General features: G+C 37.8%; 17 protein-coding genes. 2 read left to right on the top strand and 15 right to left on the bottom strand.

Annotated features, from left to right (window positions below; genetic code table 11):
- Nucleotides 1-121: 121 nt before the first annotated feature.
- The 6 genes from mfd to F984_RS10100 all read right to left on the bottom strand — a co-directional run bounded on the left by mfd (nucleotide 122) and on the right by F984_RS10100 (nucleotide 7,222).
- Nucleotides 122-3,583 carry a transcription-repair coupling factor gene (mfd, locus tag F984_RS10075; RefSeq protein WP_004709054.1) on the bottom strand — a complete coding sequence of 1,154 codons (3,462 nt, stop codon included), beginning with the start codon at nucleotides 3,581-3,583 and terminating at the stop codon, nucleotides 122-124.
- Nucleotides 3,584-3,717: 134 nt separating this feature from the next.
- On the bottom strand, nucleotides 3,718-4,074 hold the full coding sequence (locus F984_RS10080; protein ID WP_004709057.1) for a hypothetical protein: 357 nt from the start codon (nucleotides 4,072-4,074) through the stop codon (nucleotides 3,718-3,720).
- Nucleotides 4,075-4,156: 82 nt separating this feature from the next.
- Complete coding sequence (locus F984_RS10085; protein ID WP_025469311.1) at nucleotides 4,157-5,089, bottom strand: Dyp-type peroxidase; 933 nt, start codon at nucleotides 5,087-5,089, stop codon at nucleotides 4,157-4,159.
- 145 nt (nucleotides 5,090-5,234) lie between these two features.
- The gene (locus F984_RS10090; RefSeq protein ID WP_004709060.1) at nucleotides 5,235-6,014 is read right to left on the bottom strand and encodes a glutathione S-transferase N-terminal domain-containing protein; all 780 of its coding nucleotides are present in this window, start codon (nucleotides 6,012-6,014) and stop codon (nucleotides 5,235-5,237) included.
- Nucleotides 6,015-6,038: 24 nt separating this feature from the next.
- Entirely contained in the window at nucleotides 6,039-6,545 is a 507-nt protein-coding gene (gene rraA / locus F984_RS10095) for a ribonuclease E activity regulator RraA (RefSeq protein ID WP_000108826.1), read from the bottom strand.
- An 11-nt stretch (nucleotides 6,546-6,556) separates the two neighbouring features.
- Complete coding sequence (locus F984_RS10100) at nucleotides 6,557-7,222, bottom strand: NAD(P)H-binding protein (protein WP_004709063.1); 666 nt, start codon at nucleotides 7,220-7,222, stop codon at nucleotides 6,557-6,559.
- 212 nt (nucleotides 7,223-7,434) lie between these two features.
- Between F984_RS10100 and rpsT the strand changes: the two genes are divergently transcribed.
- Nucleotides 7,435-7,701: a 30S ribosomal protein S20 gene (gene rpsT, locus F984_RS10105; protein ID WP_000013652.1), complete on the top strand. Its 267-nt coding sequence runs from the start codon at nucleotides 7,435-7,437 to the stop codon at nucleotides 7,699-7,701.
- Nucleotides 7,702-7,757: 56 nt separating this feature from the next.
- Here the strand turns inward: rpsT and F984_RS10110 are convergent, their stop codons facing one another.
- Both F984_RS10110 and F984_RS10115 read right to left on the bottom strand, forming a co-directional pair.
- Nucleotides 7,758-8,492: a histidine phosphatase family protein gene (locus tag F984_RS10110; protein ID WP_004709064.1), complete on the bottom strand. Its 735-nt coding sequence runs from the start codon at nucleotides 8,490-8,492 to the stop codon at nucleotides 7,758-7,760.
- A 57-nt stretch (nucleotides 8,493-8,549) separates the two neighbouring features.
- Complete coding sequence (locus F984_RS10115; protein WP_004709066.1) at nucleotides 8,550-9,407, bottom strand: 3'(2'),5'-bisphosphate nucleotidase CysQ family protein; 858 nt, start codon at nucleotides 9,405-9,407, stop codon at nucleotides 8,550-8,552.
- Between the two features lie 309 nt (nucleotides 9,408-9,716).
- Between F984_RS10115 and F984_RS10120 the strand changes: the two genes are divergently transcribed.
- Nucleotides 9,717-10,085 carry a hypothetical protein gene (locus F984_RS10120; RefSeq protein WP_002049893.1) on the top strand — a complete coding sequence of 123 codons (369 nt, stop codon included), beginning with the start codon at nucleotides 9,717-9,719 and terminating at the stop codon, nucleotides 10,083-10,085.
- A 53-nt stretch (nucleotides 10,086-10,138) separates the two neighbouring features.
- Here the strand turns inward: F984_RS10120 and F984_RS10125 are convergent, their stop codons facing one another.
- The 7 genes from F984_RS10125 to F984_RS10155 form a co-directional block, all read right to left on the bottom strand.
- Complete coding sequence (locus F984_RS10125; protein WP_031944769.1) at nucleotides 10,139-10,798, bottom strand: SOS response-associated peptidase family protein; 660 nt, start codon at nucleotides 10,796-10,798, stop codon at nucleotides 10,139-10,141.
- A 107-nt stretch (nucleotides 10,799-10,905) separates the two neighbouring features.
- Nucleotides 10,906-12,636 carry an ABC transporter ATP-binding protein gene (locus tag F984_RS10130; RefSeq protein WP_004709072.1) on the bottom strand — a complete coding sequence of 577 codons (1,731 nt, stop codon included), beginning with the start codon at nucleotides 12,634-12,636 and terminating at the stop codon, nucleotides 10,906-10,908.
- A gap of 12 nt (nucleotides 12,637-12,648) precedes the next feature.
- Nucleotides 12,649-13,791, bottom strand: a complete 1,143-nt coding sequence (locus F984_RS10135) for an ABC transporter permease (RefSeq protein ID WP_004709074.1) — start codon at nucleotides 13,789-13,791, stop codon at nucleotides 12,649-12,651.
- 7 nt (nucleotides 13,792-13,798) lie between these two features.
- Nucleotides 13,799-14,737, bottom strand: a complete 939-nt coding sequence (locus F984_RS10140) for an ABC transporter permease (protein WP_004709076.1) — start codon at nucleotides 14,735-14,737, stop codon at nucleotides 13,799-13,801.
- A gap of 12 nt (nucleotides 14,738-14,749) precedes the next feature.
- A complete protein-coding gene (locus F984_RS10145) occupies nucleotides 14,750-16,783 on the bottom strand; it encodes a M3 family metallopeptidase (protein WP_022574646.1) in 2,034 nt (677 codons plus the stop codon).
- Nucleotides 16,784-18,607 (bottom strand): ABC transporter substrate-binding protein, encoded by a 1,824-nt coding sequence (locus F984_RS10150; RefSeq protein ID WP_080631547.1) that lies wholly within the window; start codon nucleotides 18,605-18,607, stop codon nucleotides 16,784-16,786.
- A gap of 15 nt (nucleotides 18,608-18,622) precedes the next feature.
- Nucleotides 18,623-20,413, bottom strand: a complete 1,791-nt coding sequence (locus F984_RS10155) for an ABC transporter substrate-binding protein (protein WP_080631626.1) — start codon at nucleotides 20,411-20,413, stop codon at nucleotides 18,623-18,625.
- Nucleotides 20,414-20,556: the final 143 nt, after the last annotated feature.

The raw sequence follows: 20,556 nt of genomic DNA on the forward strand, positions 1-20,556 counted from the left end.
ACTTACAAATAACAATGATTTTATGCACTTATTCATATCTCAAGGTATAAAAAAGTACATAAAATCCAATCACAACAAGACAAATGCCCTGATCAGTTATGGCTTATTCAAAAAACTGGACTCAGGCATGTAATTCACTCATCAATTTTTGTAGTAAATCATTGATAAATTGAATTCGTTTTTCATAGTCTTCAAGCTGCACCATCACTTTCAAGCGCTGTCCACCTTCCATACGATAATAGGTCGGGTTCTTTTGCATGAGTTGAATAATACTAATCGCCTGAACTGGAGTATCTGGTGAAAATTCAATGTTGCCGCCTTGAGTATTAATATCAATTTTTGTAATACCCAAATGCTCCGCTTTTAAGCGGATCTGATGCACGCTAAACAAGTGTTTAACTGATTGCGGTGGAACACCAAAACGGTCAATAAGCTCCATGCGAATATTATCCAGTTTTTCTTGAGTATCTGTATTACTAATACGTTTATAGAATAATAAACGTTGATGAACATCCCCTAAGTAATCATCCGGAATAAGTGCGGGAATATGTAAGTTAATTTCTGCAGTTAACGACAATGGAGCATCGAAATTCGGTGTTTTACCCTGTTGAATTGCTTTAGTCGCTTTCTCAAGCATTTCCATATACAAGCTATATCCGATCGCCTGCATTGAACCGCTTTGTTGCTCACCCAACAATTCACCAGCACCACGAATTTCTAAATCTTCCGTAGCGAGCATAAAGCCTGCGCCTAATGTAGAAGCTCGTTGAATTGCATCAAGACGTTTTTCAGCATCACCTTTCAAGTGTTTGATTGAAGGCACCAATAAGTAAGCATAAGCTTGGTGATGTGAACGACCTACACGTCCACGCAACTGGTGCAATTGTGCTAAGCCAAGCTTATCTGCACGTTCAATTAAAATTGTATTGGCATTTGGAACATCAATACCCGTTTCAATAATGGTTGAACACACCAGCACATTATATTCTTTGTGGTAGAACTGCTGCATAACTTGCTCAAGTTCACGTTCGCGCATTTGTCCATGTGCTACCGCCACGCGTGCTTCTGGCACAAGCATACGAATATTTTCAGCCGCTCGCTCAATGGTATCTACTTCATTATGTAAGAAGTAAACTTGTCCACCACGTAATAACTCACGCAAAATCGCCTCTTTGATTGAAGCATCTGTATGTTCTTGAACAAACGTTTTTACTGCTAAACGACGCGCTGGTGGAGTGGCAATGATCGATAAATCACGCATTCCCGAAAAAGCCATATTAAGCGTACGAGGAATTGGAGTTGCGGTAAGGGTTAACATATCAACATCAGCACGTAAAGCCTTAATTCGCTCTTTGTCACGTACACCAAAGCGATGTTCCTCATCCACGACCATTAAGCCTAGATCTTTAAACTGAACATTCTCTTGTAATAACTTGTGTGTGCCTACCACAATATCGACTTTACCATCCGCCAAGTCTTCAATATTTTTTAAATGAGTTTTGTTCGAACCAAATCGTGATAACACTTCAATACGAACAGGCCAATCAGCAAAACGATCTTTAAAAGACTCATAATGCTGTTGGGCAAGTAACGTGGTAGGAACTAAAACTGCAACTTGTTTACCATTTTGTACTGCAACAAATGCTGCTCGCATGGCCACTTCGGTTTTACCAAAACCTACATCACCACATACCAATCTATCCATTGGTTTTGCTTGCTGCATATCATACAGCGTAGCTTCAATTGCATTGGCCTGATCAAGTGTTTCTTCATACGCAAAGCCACTTGCAAATTGCATATAAAGTGATTGATCCAATTCAAAAGCAAAACCAGGTTTTGACTGACGACGTGCCTGAATATGCAAAAGCTCGGCTGCAACATCATGAATTTGCTCTAATGCTTTACGCTTTGCTTTACTCCAAGCATCAGTACCAATTTTATGTAAAGGTGCTAAATCTGGGTCACCACCACTATAACGGCTAATTAGATGTAAGTTCGTTACTGGGACATAAACTTTGGCATCTTCAGCATAATCTAGCTGCAAGAATTCATAGTCTTGACCTTCGATAGCAAGTGTAATTAAGCCAGCATAACGTCCCACACCATGATCAATATGTACGACAGGAGCACCAATACTTAGCTCAGTTAAGCTTCGAATTAGAAACTCTTCAGAAACCTCCTGTTGACGCTTACGACGACGCTGTACAACTCGGTGTTCATAAAGCTGATTTTCTGAAATAACTGTTAATTGATCAGTTATAAGTAAACCACGGTCTAAAGGTGCATTGGTAATCGCAATTGCAAATTGACTGGTTTTGAATTGCTCAAAATTCTCTACATTCGGAATTTCACCCAAACTTGAACGCAATGCATCTTTTAAACTTTCTCGGCGTCCTGCACTTTCTGCAACCAATAGAACCGGATGATTTGCTTCATCAATATATTTTTTTACGGCACTAAATGGTTTTTCTTTTTTCGGATCGACTGGCAACTTGGGTGGTTGTTCAGTTTTAAGGTTAAGTGCACCAGCTTTTTCTTCAATAATTTCTGCACTTACAAGCATGCGCGGAAACTGATTTAAAGCACTAAGCAAATTATTTGGAGAAATAAATAACTCTTCAGGAGCAAGAATAGGTTGATCAATATTATGACGTCGATCTTCATAACGACGCACAACTTCTTTCCAGAAGTTAGTTAAATCGGTATCAACATCACTAGTTGTAATTACAATGCAATTCTTTGGCAAGTACATTGTAAACATACTTTGCGATTGCATTTGTTCTTTATCAAAAAATAATGGTAAATAAAATTCAATTCCGGGAGATGCTATACCATCTAAAACATCTTGATAAATTGGATTTTTCTTAGGGTTTGCTGTCGGGAAAAACTCAGAATAACGATCTCTAAAAACTGACCGTGCTTCTTTTAATGGAAACTCTTTAGCGGGTAGAACTGTAAAACTTTTTAGCGTTGTAGTTGTTCTCTGGGTTTCAGGGTCAAAGAATTTTAACGAATCAATTTCGTCATCAAATAGGTCTATTCGGATAGGAGCTTCTTGCCCAGATGCAAAAATATCCATAATACTACCGCGTACAGCAAATTCTCCATGATCATAAACTGTATCTACCAAATGGTAGCCAGCCTGAACCAATCTTAGTTTTTGCTGTTCTAAATCAAATTTTTGCCCCACTCTTATATCAAAGTGCTTACCCAAAACCCATGAGTAAGGCGCAACCCGTTGAGCCAAAGTACTTGCTGAAATGAGTAATACGCCTTGCTGCGGCATATTCGATAAAATCGCAAGACGCTCCGAGACAATATCTTGATGCGGAGATAACCGATCATAAGGCAAAATTTCCCAATCGGGAAAAATTGTCGGCTTTACTCCATAAAACTCAAGTTCACTTTCTAATTGAGCAACATGTTGGTTATTTCGAGCGACTAAAACTAATAAAGAAGAATGCTGATTCGCAATTTCTTTAAGCAATAAAGCTGCTGATGAACCTAATAATGACCCCACCCAACGCTTTTCACCGGCCTTGAGCTGTTGCAAATTCAATTGAGAGATTTCTTGTTGAAACATGTATATGGCTTTTATGAGCTAAAAAGGTATGAGGTTAATAGTAGCATGATGTTTTTATTGAATTGAGTTATTTTTCTGAAATCAAGCTACTACTTTAAGATACTTTTTTATAGTTCTTAAACAAATGTTTGAACTTATTTATCACGTAGAAACATCACATAATATTGGTTCAATATTTGTATGATTGCTTTAAGTTCAAGCAACTTTTCTTGAGTATTACCTAACCTTTCGACATAGCGTTGATTTGCAATTTCTAAATCAATTTTTTCATTAATTTGTGGTGTGATTTGGAATAACTTACGTAAATCATCAAAGTTCTGTAATTTACGATTTGAAAAATATTCAAGGTGCTCTGACCACTTTTCATTAATCACGACATCTTTAATAACCGGACCACGCTCTGAATCAAAACTGAGCTGATTCTCCTGTAAATATAATTGCTCTGGTGACTCTTTCGAGCCTTGAAAAAGCTGGCTTAACTTTTTGAACATTTCATCACATCTTATTAATTTTCAATTTATATAGTAGAGGTAATCTACTCACCTCTACCATCTAAGTTTATTTTTTTAATGCCTACTCGTCACCCAAGTCATCTAGAAAATCTACTGTCGGTACGAAAAATAAAGTACCTGTTTGGGCAGTACTAAAGTCAAGTAAGCGGTCAAGATGACCTTGCTCATTTCCTAAGAACATATTTTCAAGCATTTGACGGGTTGTACTAAATTTACGCGAGTATCCAATAAAGAAAGTCCCATATTCATTTTTTGAAGGGTTAGAAAAAGGCATATTGGCACGCATAATTTTTAGCTCATTACCTTCCGCATCATGCGCTTTACTTACAACATTATGAGCTGTTAAAGGCTTTTCATCATCACCGAGTTCAATATCATTAAACTTCTTACGACCAATTACTTTTTCTTGTTCTTCATCACTTAAAGCACGCCATTTTTCCATATCATGGGTATATTTTTGAATAAATGCATAACTTCCCCCAATGAATTCGGGATCTTCGCTGCCCACTAGAGCCCACTGCGCTGCAATTACAGGTTCAGGATTTTCTGTTCCATCTACAAAGCCAATAATTGCACGACCATCGAAATAACGAAAACCATGTACTTCATCAATTGGATAAGTCACTTTACCCAACTGTTCATTGATAATACTTCCCAATTCATAGCAGAGAGCTTGTCGATCAGCACGAATATGAAAGAATAAATCACCTGGTGTTGAAACGGCTGTGTACTTTGGACCTTTGATTTCTTGAAATGTTTCTAATTCTTGAGGCTTTGATTGTTCTGAAAATAAGATATCCCACGCATTTGAGCTAAAACCGAATGTGGCATTAAATTTACTTTCTGGATAACGATTAGACAAACTTCTAGTTAACGCTGAAAAATTAGCTGCAAAATCTTTTACTTTTTCTACAACAGAATCACCTTGAGCTAATCCTAATACAATAAATAATGCATTTTCTCCAGGATGACTCGTTACAGGTTGAATTCTCATACATTCCATAAAACAGGCCTTATTTTGGTAATTTACGGTAGTAATTTAGCATATTCATGTTTTTATCGTACGATTTCTTATGGTTCTCAACTATTAAAAAAGAGATTGAACGATCCCAATCTCTTGTAATTTTTCTAATTTATATTTAGCCACCATATTGTTTTTTTAGGTACTTTACAATTTGGGAAGATTCAAACATTTTAACGCCTGTATTTGGGTCAACTAAATAAGGCACTTGCATTTTTCCTTGCATAATCTGCAACGATTTTTCTCGTTTACCACCCTTTAAGGGTACATATTTTCCCGGTTTTAAGCGAAGAATAGCAGGCCCCATATCTTGCCACCTTTCTTTAGCCACATTATGCAAAATATAAGGAATTTCAAGTTCGCATAGTACATTTCTTACTACTCTTGAATATGGGCTTGCTTCAAAACTCCATAATTCAAGTTTATGTTCAGGTGCGGCCCGATTTACTATTTTTTTATCAATCCAGACTCCACGAGCACCATTTAATAAGGTTCCAGCAAATGCAACATATGGTTTTTCAGGATAATTTGAAAATTTCTGAGGCGTTTGCCCTGTCTTACCATAATGTTTGAATAAGTGATGAATAATATCTTGTGATTCGTATAGTTTATCGCCTGTATTTTCATCAATTAAAAATGGAAACTGCAATTTACCGCCTATTTCTTTTACAACTGAACGATATCTTGTTCCCCCTTTGGGACATGGGTAAATTTCCACATCCAAATTTAAAAGTGTAATCACTTCACGAACACGCCGACAAAATGGTGAACCTTCAAACTCATAAAGTTTTAGAGCTTTAACAGGCTGATTAGGAAATGCTGTACCTGTAACCCCTCTACCACCTTGAGCAATTGCAGATGCTACTGCTTGCAGCACTTTAATTTGATGATTCACCATTACACGTTCCTTTATATTGTGGAGCTAAACTAATTTTTCCTTAGCAATCACAATTCCATTGTTATCTGCATAAATAAAATCGCCAGATTGAATTGTGACTCCACCAAAATACAAAGGAATATCTACTTCACCAATGCCCTTACGATTACTTTTTTGCGGAATTGCAGCCAATGCATGTACACCTAAATCCAAAGTTGCAAGTGCATCAACATCACGTACACAGCCATAAATAACCACACCATTCCAGTTATTTTTAACTGCTGATTCAGCAATCATATCTCCCATAAGTGCGCAGCGCATTGAAGCACCACCATCTACAACTAATACCTTCCCTGTACCATCTGTAGCCAATAATTCTTTTACACGCGAGTTATCTTCAAAACACTTTACAGTCACAACTTGTCCACCAAAAGTTTGACGTGCACCGTAACTTTTAAAGAACTTACCGTCCATTGAGGGCGTGACCACTTGTAAATCTTTTTCCGGGTTATCATCCAATAAATCACATGTCACAAATGGTACTGTTGACACTTTTATTCTCCCTATCGAGTTTGTTGTATACTGAGATTATCATATCGTTTAAATGCTTCAATTTGCGTTAGCGCCGCTACAACCATGGTATGAGCCAATTGCTCTGCGGTAACAGGTTTATATTTGAATGGTTTATTCCATTTACTTTCAATGAATTTAAAAAGACTTTGTCCTAAATCTTCCATAAAACGCACATCGCTACGCTTACCAATCAATAGAGATGGCCTGAAAATAGATAATTTTTCGATGCCTAAACTCTGAATATAGTCTTCTAATTGTCCTTTAACCTTATTGTAGAAAATTGGTGAATTAGCATTTGCCCCAAGTGCACTTACAATTAAAAAATGGATATGTTTATCTTGGATCAAGTCTGCAAAATGAGCATTTATCTCATAATCCACCGCATAAAAGCCTTGTTTTGAACCTGCTATTTTTAAAGTTGTACCTAAACAGCTAAATGCGTGAGTATGATCATTTACGTCTTCATCGTTGAGCAATAAAAAATCTTCAATTACTAACTGAGTAACTTTTTTATATGTATTAAGTAGTTGTGATTCTTTTCTAACAACAACTGTAATCGCTTCAAATTCCGGTGTTTGTTCAAGCTCTTCAACTAGAGCTAATCCAACGAGTCCTGTAGCACCTACTACAATTGCTTTTTTCGTGCTTATAGTCATTTTTTATCCAACCTTCTTTAAGTTTGTATCAAATTTAACCTTTTCTTACGGTTTTAGCAGCCCCTAAAACGGCTTAAAATGCTCTCAAGGCTTGACTTCACGGTATTGATTCATCACAATATGGCACTTGTTTACGGGCTGGTGATGGTTACACCAGTTTACTGGATTGACCACAGCCCGCCCAGACCAACTTATTTTCAAGGAGTGCAAGAGTGGCAAACTCTGCTCAAGCTAAAAAACGTGCGCGCCAAAACGTTAAAGCGCGTAAACACAACGCAAGCTTGCGTTCTATGGTTCGTACTTACATCAAACGTACTTTAAGTGCAATCGCTGGTGGTGATTATGCTGTTGCTACAGAAGCTTACAAAAAAGCTGTTCCTGTAATCGACCGCATGGCTGATAAAGGCATCATCCACAAAAATAAAGCTGCTCGTCATAAGAGCCGTTTAAATGCTCAAGTTAAAGCTTTAGCTAACTAATTGAAGCATGTAAAAAAAGCCCAACAGGGCTTTTTTTATTACCTATAATTTTATAATTACTCTACTTTATGAAATTTAGAGACATCTAACTCGTAAGCTTCGCCTCGCCAAATCCATTTCAATTTACAATTTGGAAATTCATCCCCTTCAAACCACACAAACAGGCCTTCCATCATTTCTGGCCAATCTGCTTTTTGTATTTGATTGTTGCCTGAAATTACGGCAACTATGGCAGCAATAATTGTGTCATGACTAACAGCTAAACTCAGCCCACTTTTTGTTTTAGGATGAGTCTGATAAATAAGTTCCAACACATCTAAAACCCCAGTAATGGGATGTTTCATACCAGGTAATGCATTGTTCACAAAACTATTAATAAAGCCTAAAGCACCTTGTTTACGAAAATATGGTGCAGCCTGTTGAATATCGAGTACAAAGCTCCCCGGTTCTACCAGTAAGCCTTGTTCAACAATTTCAATTGTATGTGTATTCGGCTCAGGACTTACCCCATCTGCACCTTCAATCATAAGTGCAGCAGTATCTACACAACGTTGAATTGGACTAGAAATACAGTGTTGAATTACACGATCCGTATTTTTGATTAAATAGCTACCCCATTCCTGTGCAAGCTCACGTCCTTGAGGTGTAAGTTGAAGGTCATATCCTGCCAAGCCTTGCCCATCTACCAGCTCTCTTAAGGAGTGACGTGTAAAAAGGGTTACAGGAGTTGAAGCATCAGGCAATAAATCAATTGCTTCAAACATGCTTTTAGGCAATAAATCGAGTGCCATTTTTATCGTGTCATCTTTTCTCAATATTTTGCCACTATAGCATGTCTGCAATAACTCTCAATCCAAAACACCCGATTGTACCAAAGCTTCAAATGCTATTTTTTTGCTTTCTTGATCACGAAATGCGATAAAGCCCCCGTTTAATACAGTATCACGTTGGTTATATTCAAAAGGTTTACCTTTTAGTGTGAGCAAACCTCCACCTATACTTTCTAATAATCCCTGACCTGAGCTAGTATCCCATTCAGATGTAGGGTGAAATCTAGGGTAAATATCAATCTCGCCTTCTAACATCATGCAAAATTTATAAGCGCTTCCCGCTTCACGTCGAATTACGGTACGGCTCTTTTCAATTGGCTCAATAAACTTCTGATACTTCGGATTTTTACTACTATGACTTAAGCCAATTTGTACAGGCGCTTGTGTCGAATAAGATTCTTTTTGATATTGGTACCATTGTTGTTGGCTAAAGTTATATTTAAAAGGCAAATCATTTAAATAACCTAAATAAACAACTTGTTCACACGGTACAACAATTACAGAAAATACAGTTTCACGCCCCTCAATCAAACTCAAATTTATCGTGAACTCATCTCGTTCATGTATAAACTCTTTCGTACCATCAAGAGGATCTAGCATCCAACAAGAAGACCAATCGTGGCGAGCGCTATAGTCGCTTTCTTCGGATAAAACTGGTAACTCCGGTGTGATTTCTGCAAGATGTTTTAATAAAAATTGATTTACTTTTAAATCTGCTTGGGTCACAGGTGAATCATCATGTTTTTCTTGAATATTAAACTCATATCCAGCTGAATAGTTCTGATATTCTTGTAATAAGATCTGACTAGCCTCTTCCAATATTGGTAGTAGCTGTTCAATTAAGACATCATTGGGGCGAGTTGTTGTTATAAACATAAATAAGCTCTATTTACTTTCCTTTTCATTATAAGTGAATTGTGAAAAATTCAGTATTCACCAACAGTCTAGTATTCTTACAAAAAGCTCTTATCTTTAACTAAGAAGTCTTCTATTACCTTAAAAGCTGATTCTTTATATTTTTACTTATTAAACCACTTATTACTCAAGAGAAAGTAACGTTAAATTTTGTATAAAAAACATATTATAACTTATGAAAAATAAACAACTTAATGTAAAACCAACCATTTCCTTTTCACACATTTCTTGCTATGTTCAATAGCACAATAACAAAATGGAAGACTAAATATGACGCTATATGGATATCACTTTTCAACAATTGAAAATAACTGGGAAGACTTAACCCCATTAAATGAGTTTTTACAAACATTTGCTGATGATGATGGTGATGTCTCCCAAAGAGACAAAGAATCACTGAAAGAAATTATTGCTAAATCCGATACAGCTTTGGCTTTAGCTAAAGAAATGGGTTGGGACGGTAGCTATACGGGTTGCCCTTATTTATTCTGGTTACCAAGTAAGAATACACAATCATTTGAATATGGATTTGTTTTTAAACAAACCTCAGATAATTCGACTTTTGTGATTTCACCAATTGAATTGGCTTATCTGGCCCAAGATGAGCAGGTAGAAACTTTAAGTAAAAATATTGACTAAATAACAAAGGTTATTGACTTAAAAATTAAGCCAATAACCTGACTCTACTGTTGTTATTCAAACATACTTAATTGAGGCGTGGGCTTTATAAGCTTCTCTTTGGGAACGTGTAAACATTCAAATTCCTCAATAGGAAAACCTTCAATAAAGCTTGAAATATCTGGTGTTTCTAAACTTAACCATTCCTCTAGACGATCATGCGGAATCACAATGACTGATCGTTTGACATCGCCCGGTTCATGAAAATCTTTCATCATGGGATGGTCTATGGCATCCATAGTTAACATACTTGCAGAACGGATAATGGTTTCATTCATTTTGCAAATTTCATAAATTGCGGCAATGAAAAAAGCCTGTCCATCTTTACGGCGGACGCCCCATCGCTCAGGTTTATCATTTATATATTTACTCTCATAAAACTCCGTCACGGGTATTACACCAAACTTACATTTAAGAGCGGCTTCTTGAAAACTCGGTTTTTGGAAAATCGTTTCATGACGGGCGTTATAAGTATGTTTTGCTATATTTGTATCTTCGGCCCATTTAGGAACCAAACCGAACATGACTTCACGCCACTCAAAACCTTGCGGTGATTTGAATAATAGCGGCGTTGTCCCACCCGGATAAACCTCATCGGCATAGCTAAAGCCGACCACAGGCAACTGAAGTTGCTGCAATTGGGCAAGAGTTAAAGGTTTAAAGTTGGCACACATAGCAAGAATAAAATACTGTACTTTTACATCTCTTATTTTATAAGTATTTATTCTATAAACCAAATAAAAAGGCACTCGAAAGTGCCTTTAACGACATAACTTTACGCTTAGGAAATGTGCTGAATTCCTTGCGGAATGGCCTGTAATAGTCGTTTAGTGTAGTCATGTTGAGGATGCGCATAGAGCTCATCTGAGTTAGCGATTTCAACAACTTCACCATGATTCATGACCATGACCTGATCAGAAATATATTTCACAACCGATAAGTCATGTGAAATAAAAATATAACTAAGGCCAAACTCATCTTGTAAGTCTTGTAATAAGTTAAGTACTTGTGCCTGAACCGACACATCTAGTGCCGAAACAGATTCATCACAAATTAGAATTTCAGGCTTTAGCGTTAAACAACGTGCAATCGCAATACGTTGGCGTTGACCACCCGAGAACTCATGCGGATATCGATAATAAGCTTGTTCAGGTAAATTCACTCGCTCAAGTAAACCAAGTGCAATTTGCTTACGTTCCGCATCATCTTTACCAATGCCATGAATTTGCATAGGTTCTAATAAAATCTGCCCAATGGTAAAGCGTGGATTTAGCGAAGCATATGGATTTTGGAAAATGATTTGGATCTTCCTTTGATATTTGGCAAACTCTTTTTCAGTTAAAGACAGAATATCTTTACCTTCAATTAAAGCCTGCCCCCCAGATGCTTGATGTAAGCGCATAAGCAATAACCCGACAGTGGTTTTGCCTGAGCCAGACTCTCCCACTAAACCAAGCGTTTTACCTTTAGCAAGTTTAAAAGAAACGCCTTTTACCGCCTGAAATTCTTCTTTGCCAAATAACCCCTTACGGCTATAAAAGCTTTTTTTCAAATCTTTTACTTCTAAAATAATTTGCTCATCGCCATTTAAACCACGTTTACGCTGTGGAATTTCTGAAACATCAAAACTTTGCTCTACCAATATATTGTCTTCTTGACGCATAAAATCGCTGGTCACAGGCAAACGATAAGGTCGCTGTGATATTTGAGGACGACAATAGAGCAATGCTCGGGTATATACATCTTTAGGTTGCTCTAGAACTTGTTCTGCAAATCCCTGCTCTCTAATTTCACCATGACGCATCACAATGACTTGATCTGCAATTTCACCCACTAAAGCCAAATCATGCGTAATAAAAAGCATCGACATTTGACGGCGCTGGCGCAACGATTCGAGTAAATCAATAATTTGTTTTTGAATGGTGACATCAAGTGCCGTAGTCGGTTCATCGGCTATCAGTAGCTTAGGTTCACAAGCAATCGCCATTGCAATCATGACACGTTGCTGTTGACCACCAGACAGTTGGTTAGGATAAGCATCAATCTTAGTTTCCGGTGAAGGTATCCCGACCTCTTTAAGTAACTCTAAAACACGTTGACGGGCCTGTTTACGACTCATACCCATGTGTAAACACAACACTTCTGCGATTTGATTACCTACCGTAAAAACGGGATTTAATGATGACATCGGTTCTTGAAAAATCATGGCAATATCTTTACCACAGATTTTTCGCATATCTTTACGGGATAAGCTGAGTAAATCTTGACCTTCAAAAACAATCTTACTTTTTTCATCAATTTTACTTTGGCCTACAGGTAGTAAACCCATGGTTGCCAAAGAAGTAACCGATTTACCACTACCTGACTCACCAACTAAAGCAACAGTCGTATTTGCTAGAATATCAAAGGAGATTCCTTTAACAGTTTCGATATACTGCTTGTCTTCACCTTTAAAACTTACACGTAAGTTTTCAATGTGAAGTAATGGGACATTTTTTTGTTGTTCTGACATTAGCGTTTCCTCTTATTTTAATTTTGGATCTAATGCATCACGCAGTGCATCAGTAAACATTGAAAATGCCGTAACTAAAACAGCCATTGCTACCGAGGCTGCAACAAGCTGCCACCATTTTCCTAAAAGAAGTTCACTTTGAGCTTCATTTAACATACTGCCCCAAGACACTACACCCACTGGTACACCAAATCCCAAGAAACTTAAAATAACTTCCGATTTAATAAAGGAAACCACCAAAATCGACATTTGAACCAATGCGATATGGCTGACATTAGGAAAAATATGAATAAACATACGGCGAAAATGGCCAACACCAATTGCCTTGGCCGCCAGAACATATTCACGTGAGGTATGTTTCATATACTCCGCACGAATTAAACGGTAAACACCAGTCCAACCCGTTAAACCTAAAATCAAAACAATAGATAAAATGCCCTTTTGTTGCAGTACGGCAGCTATCGCAAGAACTAATAATAAATATGGAATGGAAGTAAAAATATTATAAAACCAGTTAAGGATGTCATCTACCCAACCACCAAAGTAGCCTGAAATTGCCCCTAATAATGTGCCTAAGGTCACTGCGAGTAATGCAGAAACTAGCCCTACAATAATTGAAGTTTCAGCACCTTTAATGGTTTTTTTAAGAACATCTTGCCCCCATTTGTCGGCCCCAAATATAAGAGTACTTTTTAGTTCACTCTGCTGATCGAGTAAGTGTCCACCTAGTTGCTGATCAATTGCTTTCATATCATCAGCTAGTGGGTCAACTACCCCATAATAATCAATTGCATTTCCAGAGGTCTTTTCTTGTTTAATTTCAGCCTTGAGTTGGTGAATGACATCTTTTAAAGGATCGACTGGATTTTCCGGTAACTCTTCATCTACAGCAGCTGTCTTTTGCAAAGCTTCAGTTGTTTTATCTGCACCTATAAATGTAGGAGGTGCATAACTGACAGCAACTTCTTTATTCCAGTCTGATGCAATCACGCCAGTAAATGATAGTAGCAATACGACCAGATAGAACAGCACAACAATGAGCGATGCAATTGCAATTTTGTCAGCCCGAAGACGGCGCATTGCAAGGCGCCATAAACCCGCTGAAGCTGGAGCTGTCTGGGTTTGTAATTTTCTTTTTGTTAGAACACTTAGCATAACCCACCTACTTCAACTGTACACGTGGATCAACCACTTTGTAGACCAAATCGGCAATCAAATTAAAAATCATGGTTGCAGCTGCGATATACACTGTAATTGCTTTAATCACAGGAAAATCACTTCGCTCAACCGCGATAATTACTTCTCGACCAATACCGGGAATACCAAAAAAACGTTCAATTAAAAATGCACCTATGAGCAACGCAGGCAAAGTCGCCATCACGTCAGTAATAATAGGAATTGAGGCATTACGTAAAACATGCACACCTAAAATTCGGCTTTCCCCTACACCTTTAGCCCTTGCCGTTCTAACATAATCTTGATTAATCTCATCAAGCACAAAACTACGGTATAAACGTAAAGTAGGTGCAATACTCACCACCAACATAATTAGAATTGGAAGTAAGGCAAACTTAAATAAATTATCGGTAAAGTTATCGCTCCAGCCCTGCACTGGAAACCAACTTAACTGATATGCCAAAACATATTGAAAAACAATAATATAAACCAAGATACTGATCGACATACCAATGGTACATAACATCATGACCATACGATCTGTTAAAGAACCACGTACTGCCGATACAGCTAGAGCCAAGCCAATTGAAATAACGGTTTGTAAAATAGTGAGTGGAATTAAGAGCGTTAACGAAGGCCCCAAGCGAGTTAAAATAATTTGTGAAACTGGCTCGCCAGTACTCCAACTTGCGCCATAGTCAAAAGTAAGAATCTGCTTAATAAAAATCCAGAGCTGAACGTAATAAGGCTGATCGACACCTAGTTGCTTACGAATGTTTTCAATCTGCTCAGGATTAGACATCTTACCTGCCAGAATATAGGCCGGATCTCCACCGACCCAGTTAAAAAGAATAAAGATAAACAGTACTACTCCCAACATGGTTGGAATCATCTGCCATAACCGCCGAATAACATATGCCAGCATAGTGATAATTCCTTATTTAACCCGTTGTCCGGTAATTTCGTTAAAGAATGCTTTATTGTCAGGATCACGACCAAGGAAATCTTTAACCAATTCAGCTGCCGGTTTTTGGCTACCTTGCGATAAAATGGTCTGGCGATAACGTTGTCCTACTTGTGGGTTATTTAAGTTGTCACCATAAGCAGAAAGCATGTCTAAAGCTAAAACCTCAGACCACATATAACCGTAGTAACCTGCTTGATAACCACCCATCAAGTGTCCAAACTGACCAGGAAACTCTGTTGTTGGGACATATCCCAAAGCTGTAGCTGCTTCCATTTTTTGCCAAGTTTCTAAAGGTTTTACTTTTAAGGCATCAGCCGTATGAAGCGCCATATCGTACTGTGCATAAAGCGTTTGACGTGCGTAACGTAAACCGCGCCCATAGTTATGTACTGCTTTTAAACGGGCAATTAATTCATCATCAACTCGTGGGCATGCCGGGTCACAATAATCGGCCACTTTAGATAAGGTTTCTTTACGGCGTGCCCACTCTTCATACATTTGAGATGGTGCTTCTACAAAGTCACGCTCTACAGATGTTCCAGACTGGCTTGCATAACGGGTATTAGATAAAATGCCATGTAAGGCATGACCAAATTCATGCACAAAAGTTTCGAGCTCATCACTATTTAAACCTTTACGGTTAAAGTTTGTGACTAATGCTGAAACCGGTAAGCGGTTGGTTAAAGTGCTGCCACCATATACTCCCCAAACGGCAGCATGACCATATTTCCCTTCGCGAGGGAATTTATCCATATATAGGCCGCCTAGAAGTTTTCCTGTCTTTTTATCGACTACATCGTAATATTCAACTTCGCTCTGCCATGCTTTCACTTTGACAGGTTTAAAATCAATACCATAAAGATCAGATGAAATAGCAAATAACCATTTTTGTGCTGCTAAAGTCGGGAAATAATCACGAAGCTTTTCCTGATCAATTTGATATTTGCTCTTACGAAGTTTTTCACTCCAGTAAGCTTCACTCCAACGTGTTATCTCAGTTTTATCTAATGGTGTTTTTAAAGTTTGTGCTTTAAATGCACGGAGCTCTTCTACTTCTTTGCGCTCAAGTGGTGCTACCGTTTTTTGTACTTCTGCTAAAAATTGATTTACAGTTTCTGGCGTTTTTGCCATACGGTCTTTTAACGCCCAATCAGCATAACTTGCTTTGCCAAATAATTGCGCCAATTCATAACGCAAATCTATTGCCTGCTTGAGTAATTTTAAGTTTTGTTCAGTACCGCGTCGTGTAAAGGCAATCTGGTATCTTTTTCTGGCATCATCATTATCTGCCAGTTCCATAAATGGACGATATTCCGGATACTCAAAACCTAAAAGATAGTTACCTTTGGCATTTTTCTTTAACCCTGAAATATAACTCTCTGGCAGACCTTTCATCTCTTCAGGCGTAAATTCAAGTTTTTCTGGGTTATCACGAATATTGCGATTATATTCTTGCTCGAGTTTAGTCAATTCATCAAGAATCGCTTTCATTCTTGCGCGTTTTGCTGGTTCTAGCTGAACCCCTGTGTCTTCAAACTGATCCAGAATATCCTGACGGTATTTCTGATCTATCGGATCAGTTGCTTTTGTATTTTTAATTACGTTATACAGCTTTGAGTTTTGGAATATATCAGTATGAAATTGATTAATTTTGATCTCACAATCTTCTGCTGCTTTACGTAATTTCGCATCTGGATCTACATTACTATATAAACCTATGGGTCCTGAAAAATCTTCAAGATGAGCAAAAATTTTATCCCACTTTGCTAATATTGGAGCTGCGGCAGCATCAGTTTTAACAGGTGTTTTTTCAAAGTTTGAAATCTCTTGCTGGATTTTTTTTAAATTAGAATCGCACCATGCTGGGAGTTGTTCTGCCTTAAGTAATGGTAAGGTTGCGCGTGTGGTCTCTGCCGATGCAAACTGACTTATACCTATCGTCAACATACATAAGCTAGTCATTTTCAGTGTGTTATTTTTCATCGTGTCTCCAATTTTTTTCATTTAATGATTAGATTTCGTATTTGTCTCAATATCGAAGTACATCCATTCAGCATGTAAAATCGGATGCTTCTTATATCCAATGATTCGTGGTTGAGCCAACATGTTTCTATAACGTGCATACAAGACTTGCACTGGCATATAAACTTCTAATAAACGTGTCATTTTTCGATAAATCACATCTCGTTCTGGACCTGGCTTGACCTGTTGAGACTGACGGTATAATTGATCAAACTCCGGTATTGAACCGCAAGACCAGTTGGTCATATGGGTATTCGGACCATAAAAATTCTGCATAAAATTATCCCCATCCGGATAATCGGCTATCCATGCAGAGGAGCCAAACATTCCGTCACACTGTTTTTGTGCCCGAATGAGGTCTGAAAAGAGCATTGGCTTGTACACCATACGAATATTCAAACTGTCAAAGTTCTTTTTCCAAAGCTCAGCGCTTTGCTGACCAATACTGTCATTACGCGCCATATATTCAATGACCAGAGGCTTACCATTTGGTTGTGTACGCCATCCTGATGCATCTTTTTTGTAGTTATATTTATCTAATAATAAATTTGCTGCTTTAACCGAATATGGGGTACTGCTTCTATATTGAGGTTCGGCCCCTACTACACCTGGTGGAACTGGAAAATGTAGACGCTCTGCATCACCGTTACGCACTAACTTAATTTCTTGATCTATTGAACGGGACATTGCAATTGCACGGCGTAAAGCGATTTTTTCTTTACTCATTCCACCAACTACAGGATTTTTAAGATTCCAATAGTTATAACTAATTTCTGGATCGACGATACGTGATAATTGCACACCCTCTTTTACAAGCTCAGGTCTTAATTTACCGTCTTTAATGGCTTTCGAGACTAATTGCCCTTCGAGCTGAATGATATCAACTTCACCACGCTGAAATGCCAACCATCTTGACTGGTTTTCCTCCATCACCTGAATATCAATTGTACCAATTTGAGGCATTTGTTTGCCCTTAAGATGCTTCACAATAGCTTGATCTTCAGGGGTACTGGCGACAAAATTCCAAGTAAAGCCACGATAATCAGGATTCGCTTTTAAAACTATGCGTGAAGCAGGCACCCATTTACTGAGCATATAAGGTCCTGTTCCTACTGGATGCCCCATAACAAAGCCAGCTTTATCTTTATATTTTTCGATAACTTCACGTGCTACAGCCCCTGTAGGGTCATGTGCCAGTAATAAAGGAAAGTTATAATCAGGTTTCATTAATCGAATAACCAAGGTGTACTTATCAGGTGTCTGCAAACCACTCACACTTTGATCATAATTAAATTTTCCTGTTTTATTAGCTGATTGTACTAAGGCATCCATACCTTCAATTTTGTTTTCCAGCAACCAGCTATTTGGTGAACGTAAAGTTGGGTCCAATAACCGCTTAAAAGAGTACGCATAATCGTAAGCCGTTAACTCTCTAGGTTTGCCTTTAAAAACAGGGTCTGGCGTAAAATAAATACCTTTTTTAATGTGAATAGTATAAGTCAGACCATCTGCACTCACTTCAGGCATAGCAGTTGCGATTTGGGGAATAAGCTTTGCTGGCCTTGCTAAATAGTCATAGGTATATAAAGTTTCAAATATCGAAGTAGTTACATGCGCCGAATATAAATCATGGATATACGCTGGGTCGAAACCTGTTTCAGCTGTCGGGAACGTATAATGTAAAATTTTATTCGGATCGGCTGGACTTTTGGCAAAAATAGTCGTGGTCCCCGTTAATGCCATTCCGGCAAATAATAGGCCTACACTACAGTGCTTGAGCTTTAGTCTTAAATTTTCAGTCATGATGATCTTTATCTAAAATTATTTTTTAATAGGGGTAATATCAAGATATTGCCAGTTTGTATTCATCATCGGGTGAGGTTTAAAACCCTGAACTTGCGGACGAATCAACCAATTACGAATTCGAGTTACATGAATGATCCAAGGATTGTCTGCTTCAATCTGGCGATTAAGCTTTTCATAATATGGTAGGCGTTGTTGCGGTGGTAAATGAATGGCCTGAGTATAAAGAGCATCATATGTTTTAGACTGATAACAGGCATGGTTCCCTTGCCCAGCATTTGGTCCATATAGTAATTGTGCAAAATTATCTCCTTCGGGATAGTCAGCAATCCATGCCCCACTCCAGATCATATATTTACATTGTGTGGCGGCTTTTAAGTTATCTGCAAAATTACTTACTTTAAAGTCAGCACGAATGCCAATCGCATCTAAATTTTTTTTCCAGAGTTCGGAAAGAATAACTGCAGCTGAGCTATTTTCATTATTAATTTTTAAAACTAAAGGTTTGCCATTTGGTAAGGTCCGATAGCCATCAGCCCCTTTTTTATAACCATAATAATCAAGTAGTTTATTTGCTAGCCGCGGATTATATCCTACGCTACTTTTATACTTCGGGTTATATCCATTTACACCTTCAGGTATAAACATTTCTGCTCTAACTGCCTGACCTTTATATGCCTGTTTTATGCTTTCTTTTTGGTCATAGGCCAAAGTAATTGCTCTTCGAAGCGCAATTTTTTCAGGGCTAAAACCACCAATGACAGGATCACGCATATTCATCATGGTATAGGTCATTTCAGGTTCTTTATATGGAAAGTGTTTAATTCCTTTTTTTTGAAAAGAAGCCTTAAGTTGATTGCCATCTAAAGCTTGAGGAACAGCATCTGCTGTAAGTTTGTCAAAATCTAATTGACCAGACTGAAAAGCTAACCACCGTGACTGTTGTTCTTCTATAATGCTCACTACAACTTTGCCAATTTGTGGCATTTTCTTTCCAGACATTTCTTTAACAAGCTGGTTATCCCACGGTGTTCCTGTTGACTTAAAATTCCAGACAAAACCACGATAATCAGGATTGGCAACCAACTCGACCTTACTTCTTGGAACATATTTACTTAACATATACGGTCCGGTACCCACTGGATGCATACCAATACGATCACCGTAATAGTCAACAACCTCTTTAGCAACGGCCCCAAAAGCAATATAAGCAAGAATATAAGGAAAATTATAGTCTTGGCGAGTTAACGTAAATTGTAGAGTATATCGATCAATCGCTTTAAGCCCTGCAATTGGCGCGGCATAATCAAACTTTCCAGTTTTCTTTGCTTGAGCTACCACTGCATCGGCACCCAGCAATTTTCCATCCAGAAAAGAAACAGAAGGTGCTCGATTTTTAGGGTCTAAAATACGCTTAATTGAATAAATATAATCTTCGGCCACTAACTCACGGCGTTTGCCTTTAAAGGCAGGATCATCTGTAAAATAAATCCCTGGCTTAATTTTAAATATATAAACTTTACCGTCTTGCTCAACCTTAGGCATGCTTTCAGCCGTATAAGGAACTAATTGTAATGGACGAGCTAAATAATCATATTTGAGTAGTGGTTCAAAAATAGCTTCTGCAATACTAGCACTATAGAAATTGGTGGTTTTAACCATGTCAAAACCGTCATCTGGTGCTTCATAGGCAACATGCAAAATCTTGTTTGGTTGTGCTGGCGTAATTGCATAAGCACATGGAATTGAAGTAATAGCCAAACTTAAAATGGCGAGCTTAAAAAATTTTAATTTCAAGTTCATATCCACATAACTAATTTTTTTAAAAGATATTAACCTTTTGAGTAACATCTAAATCCGCATAAGAAAAGTTCTTTTTTCAGCAGATAGGCCTATTTGGGATTTGGAATTCACTTTCCTTTATCATCTTTTTATTTGATCAAATGGAAAAA

It is taken from the genome of Acinetobacter nosocomialis NIPH 2119 (assembly GCF_000368085.1).
Classification (GTDB): Bacteria; Pseudomonadota; Gammaproteobacteria; order Pseudomonadales; family Moraxellaceae; genus Acinetobacter; species Acinetobacter nosocomialis.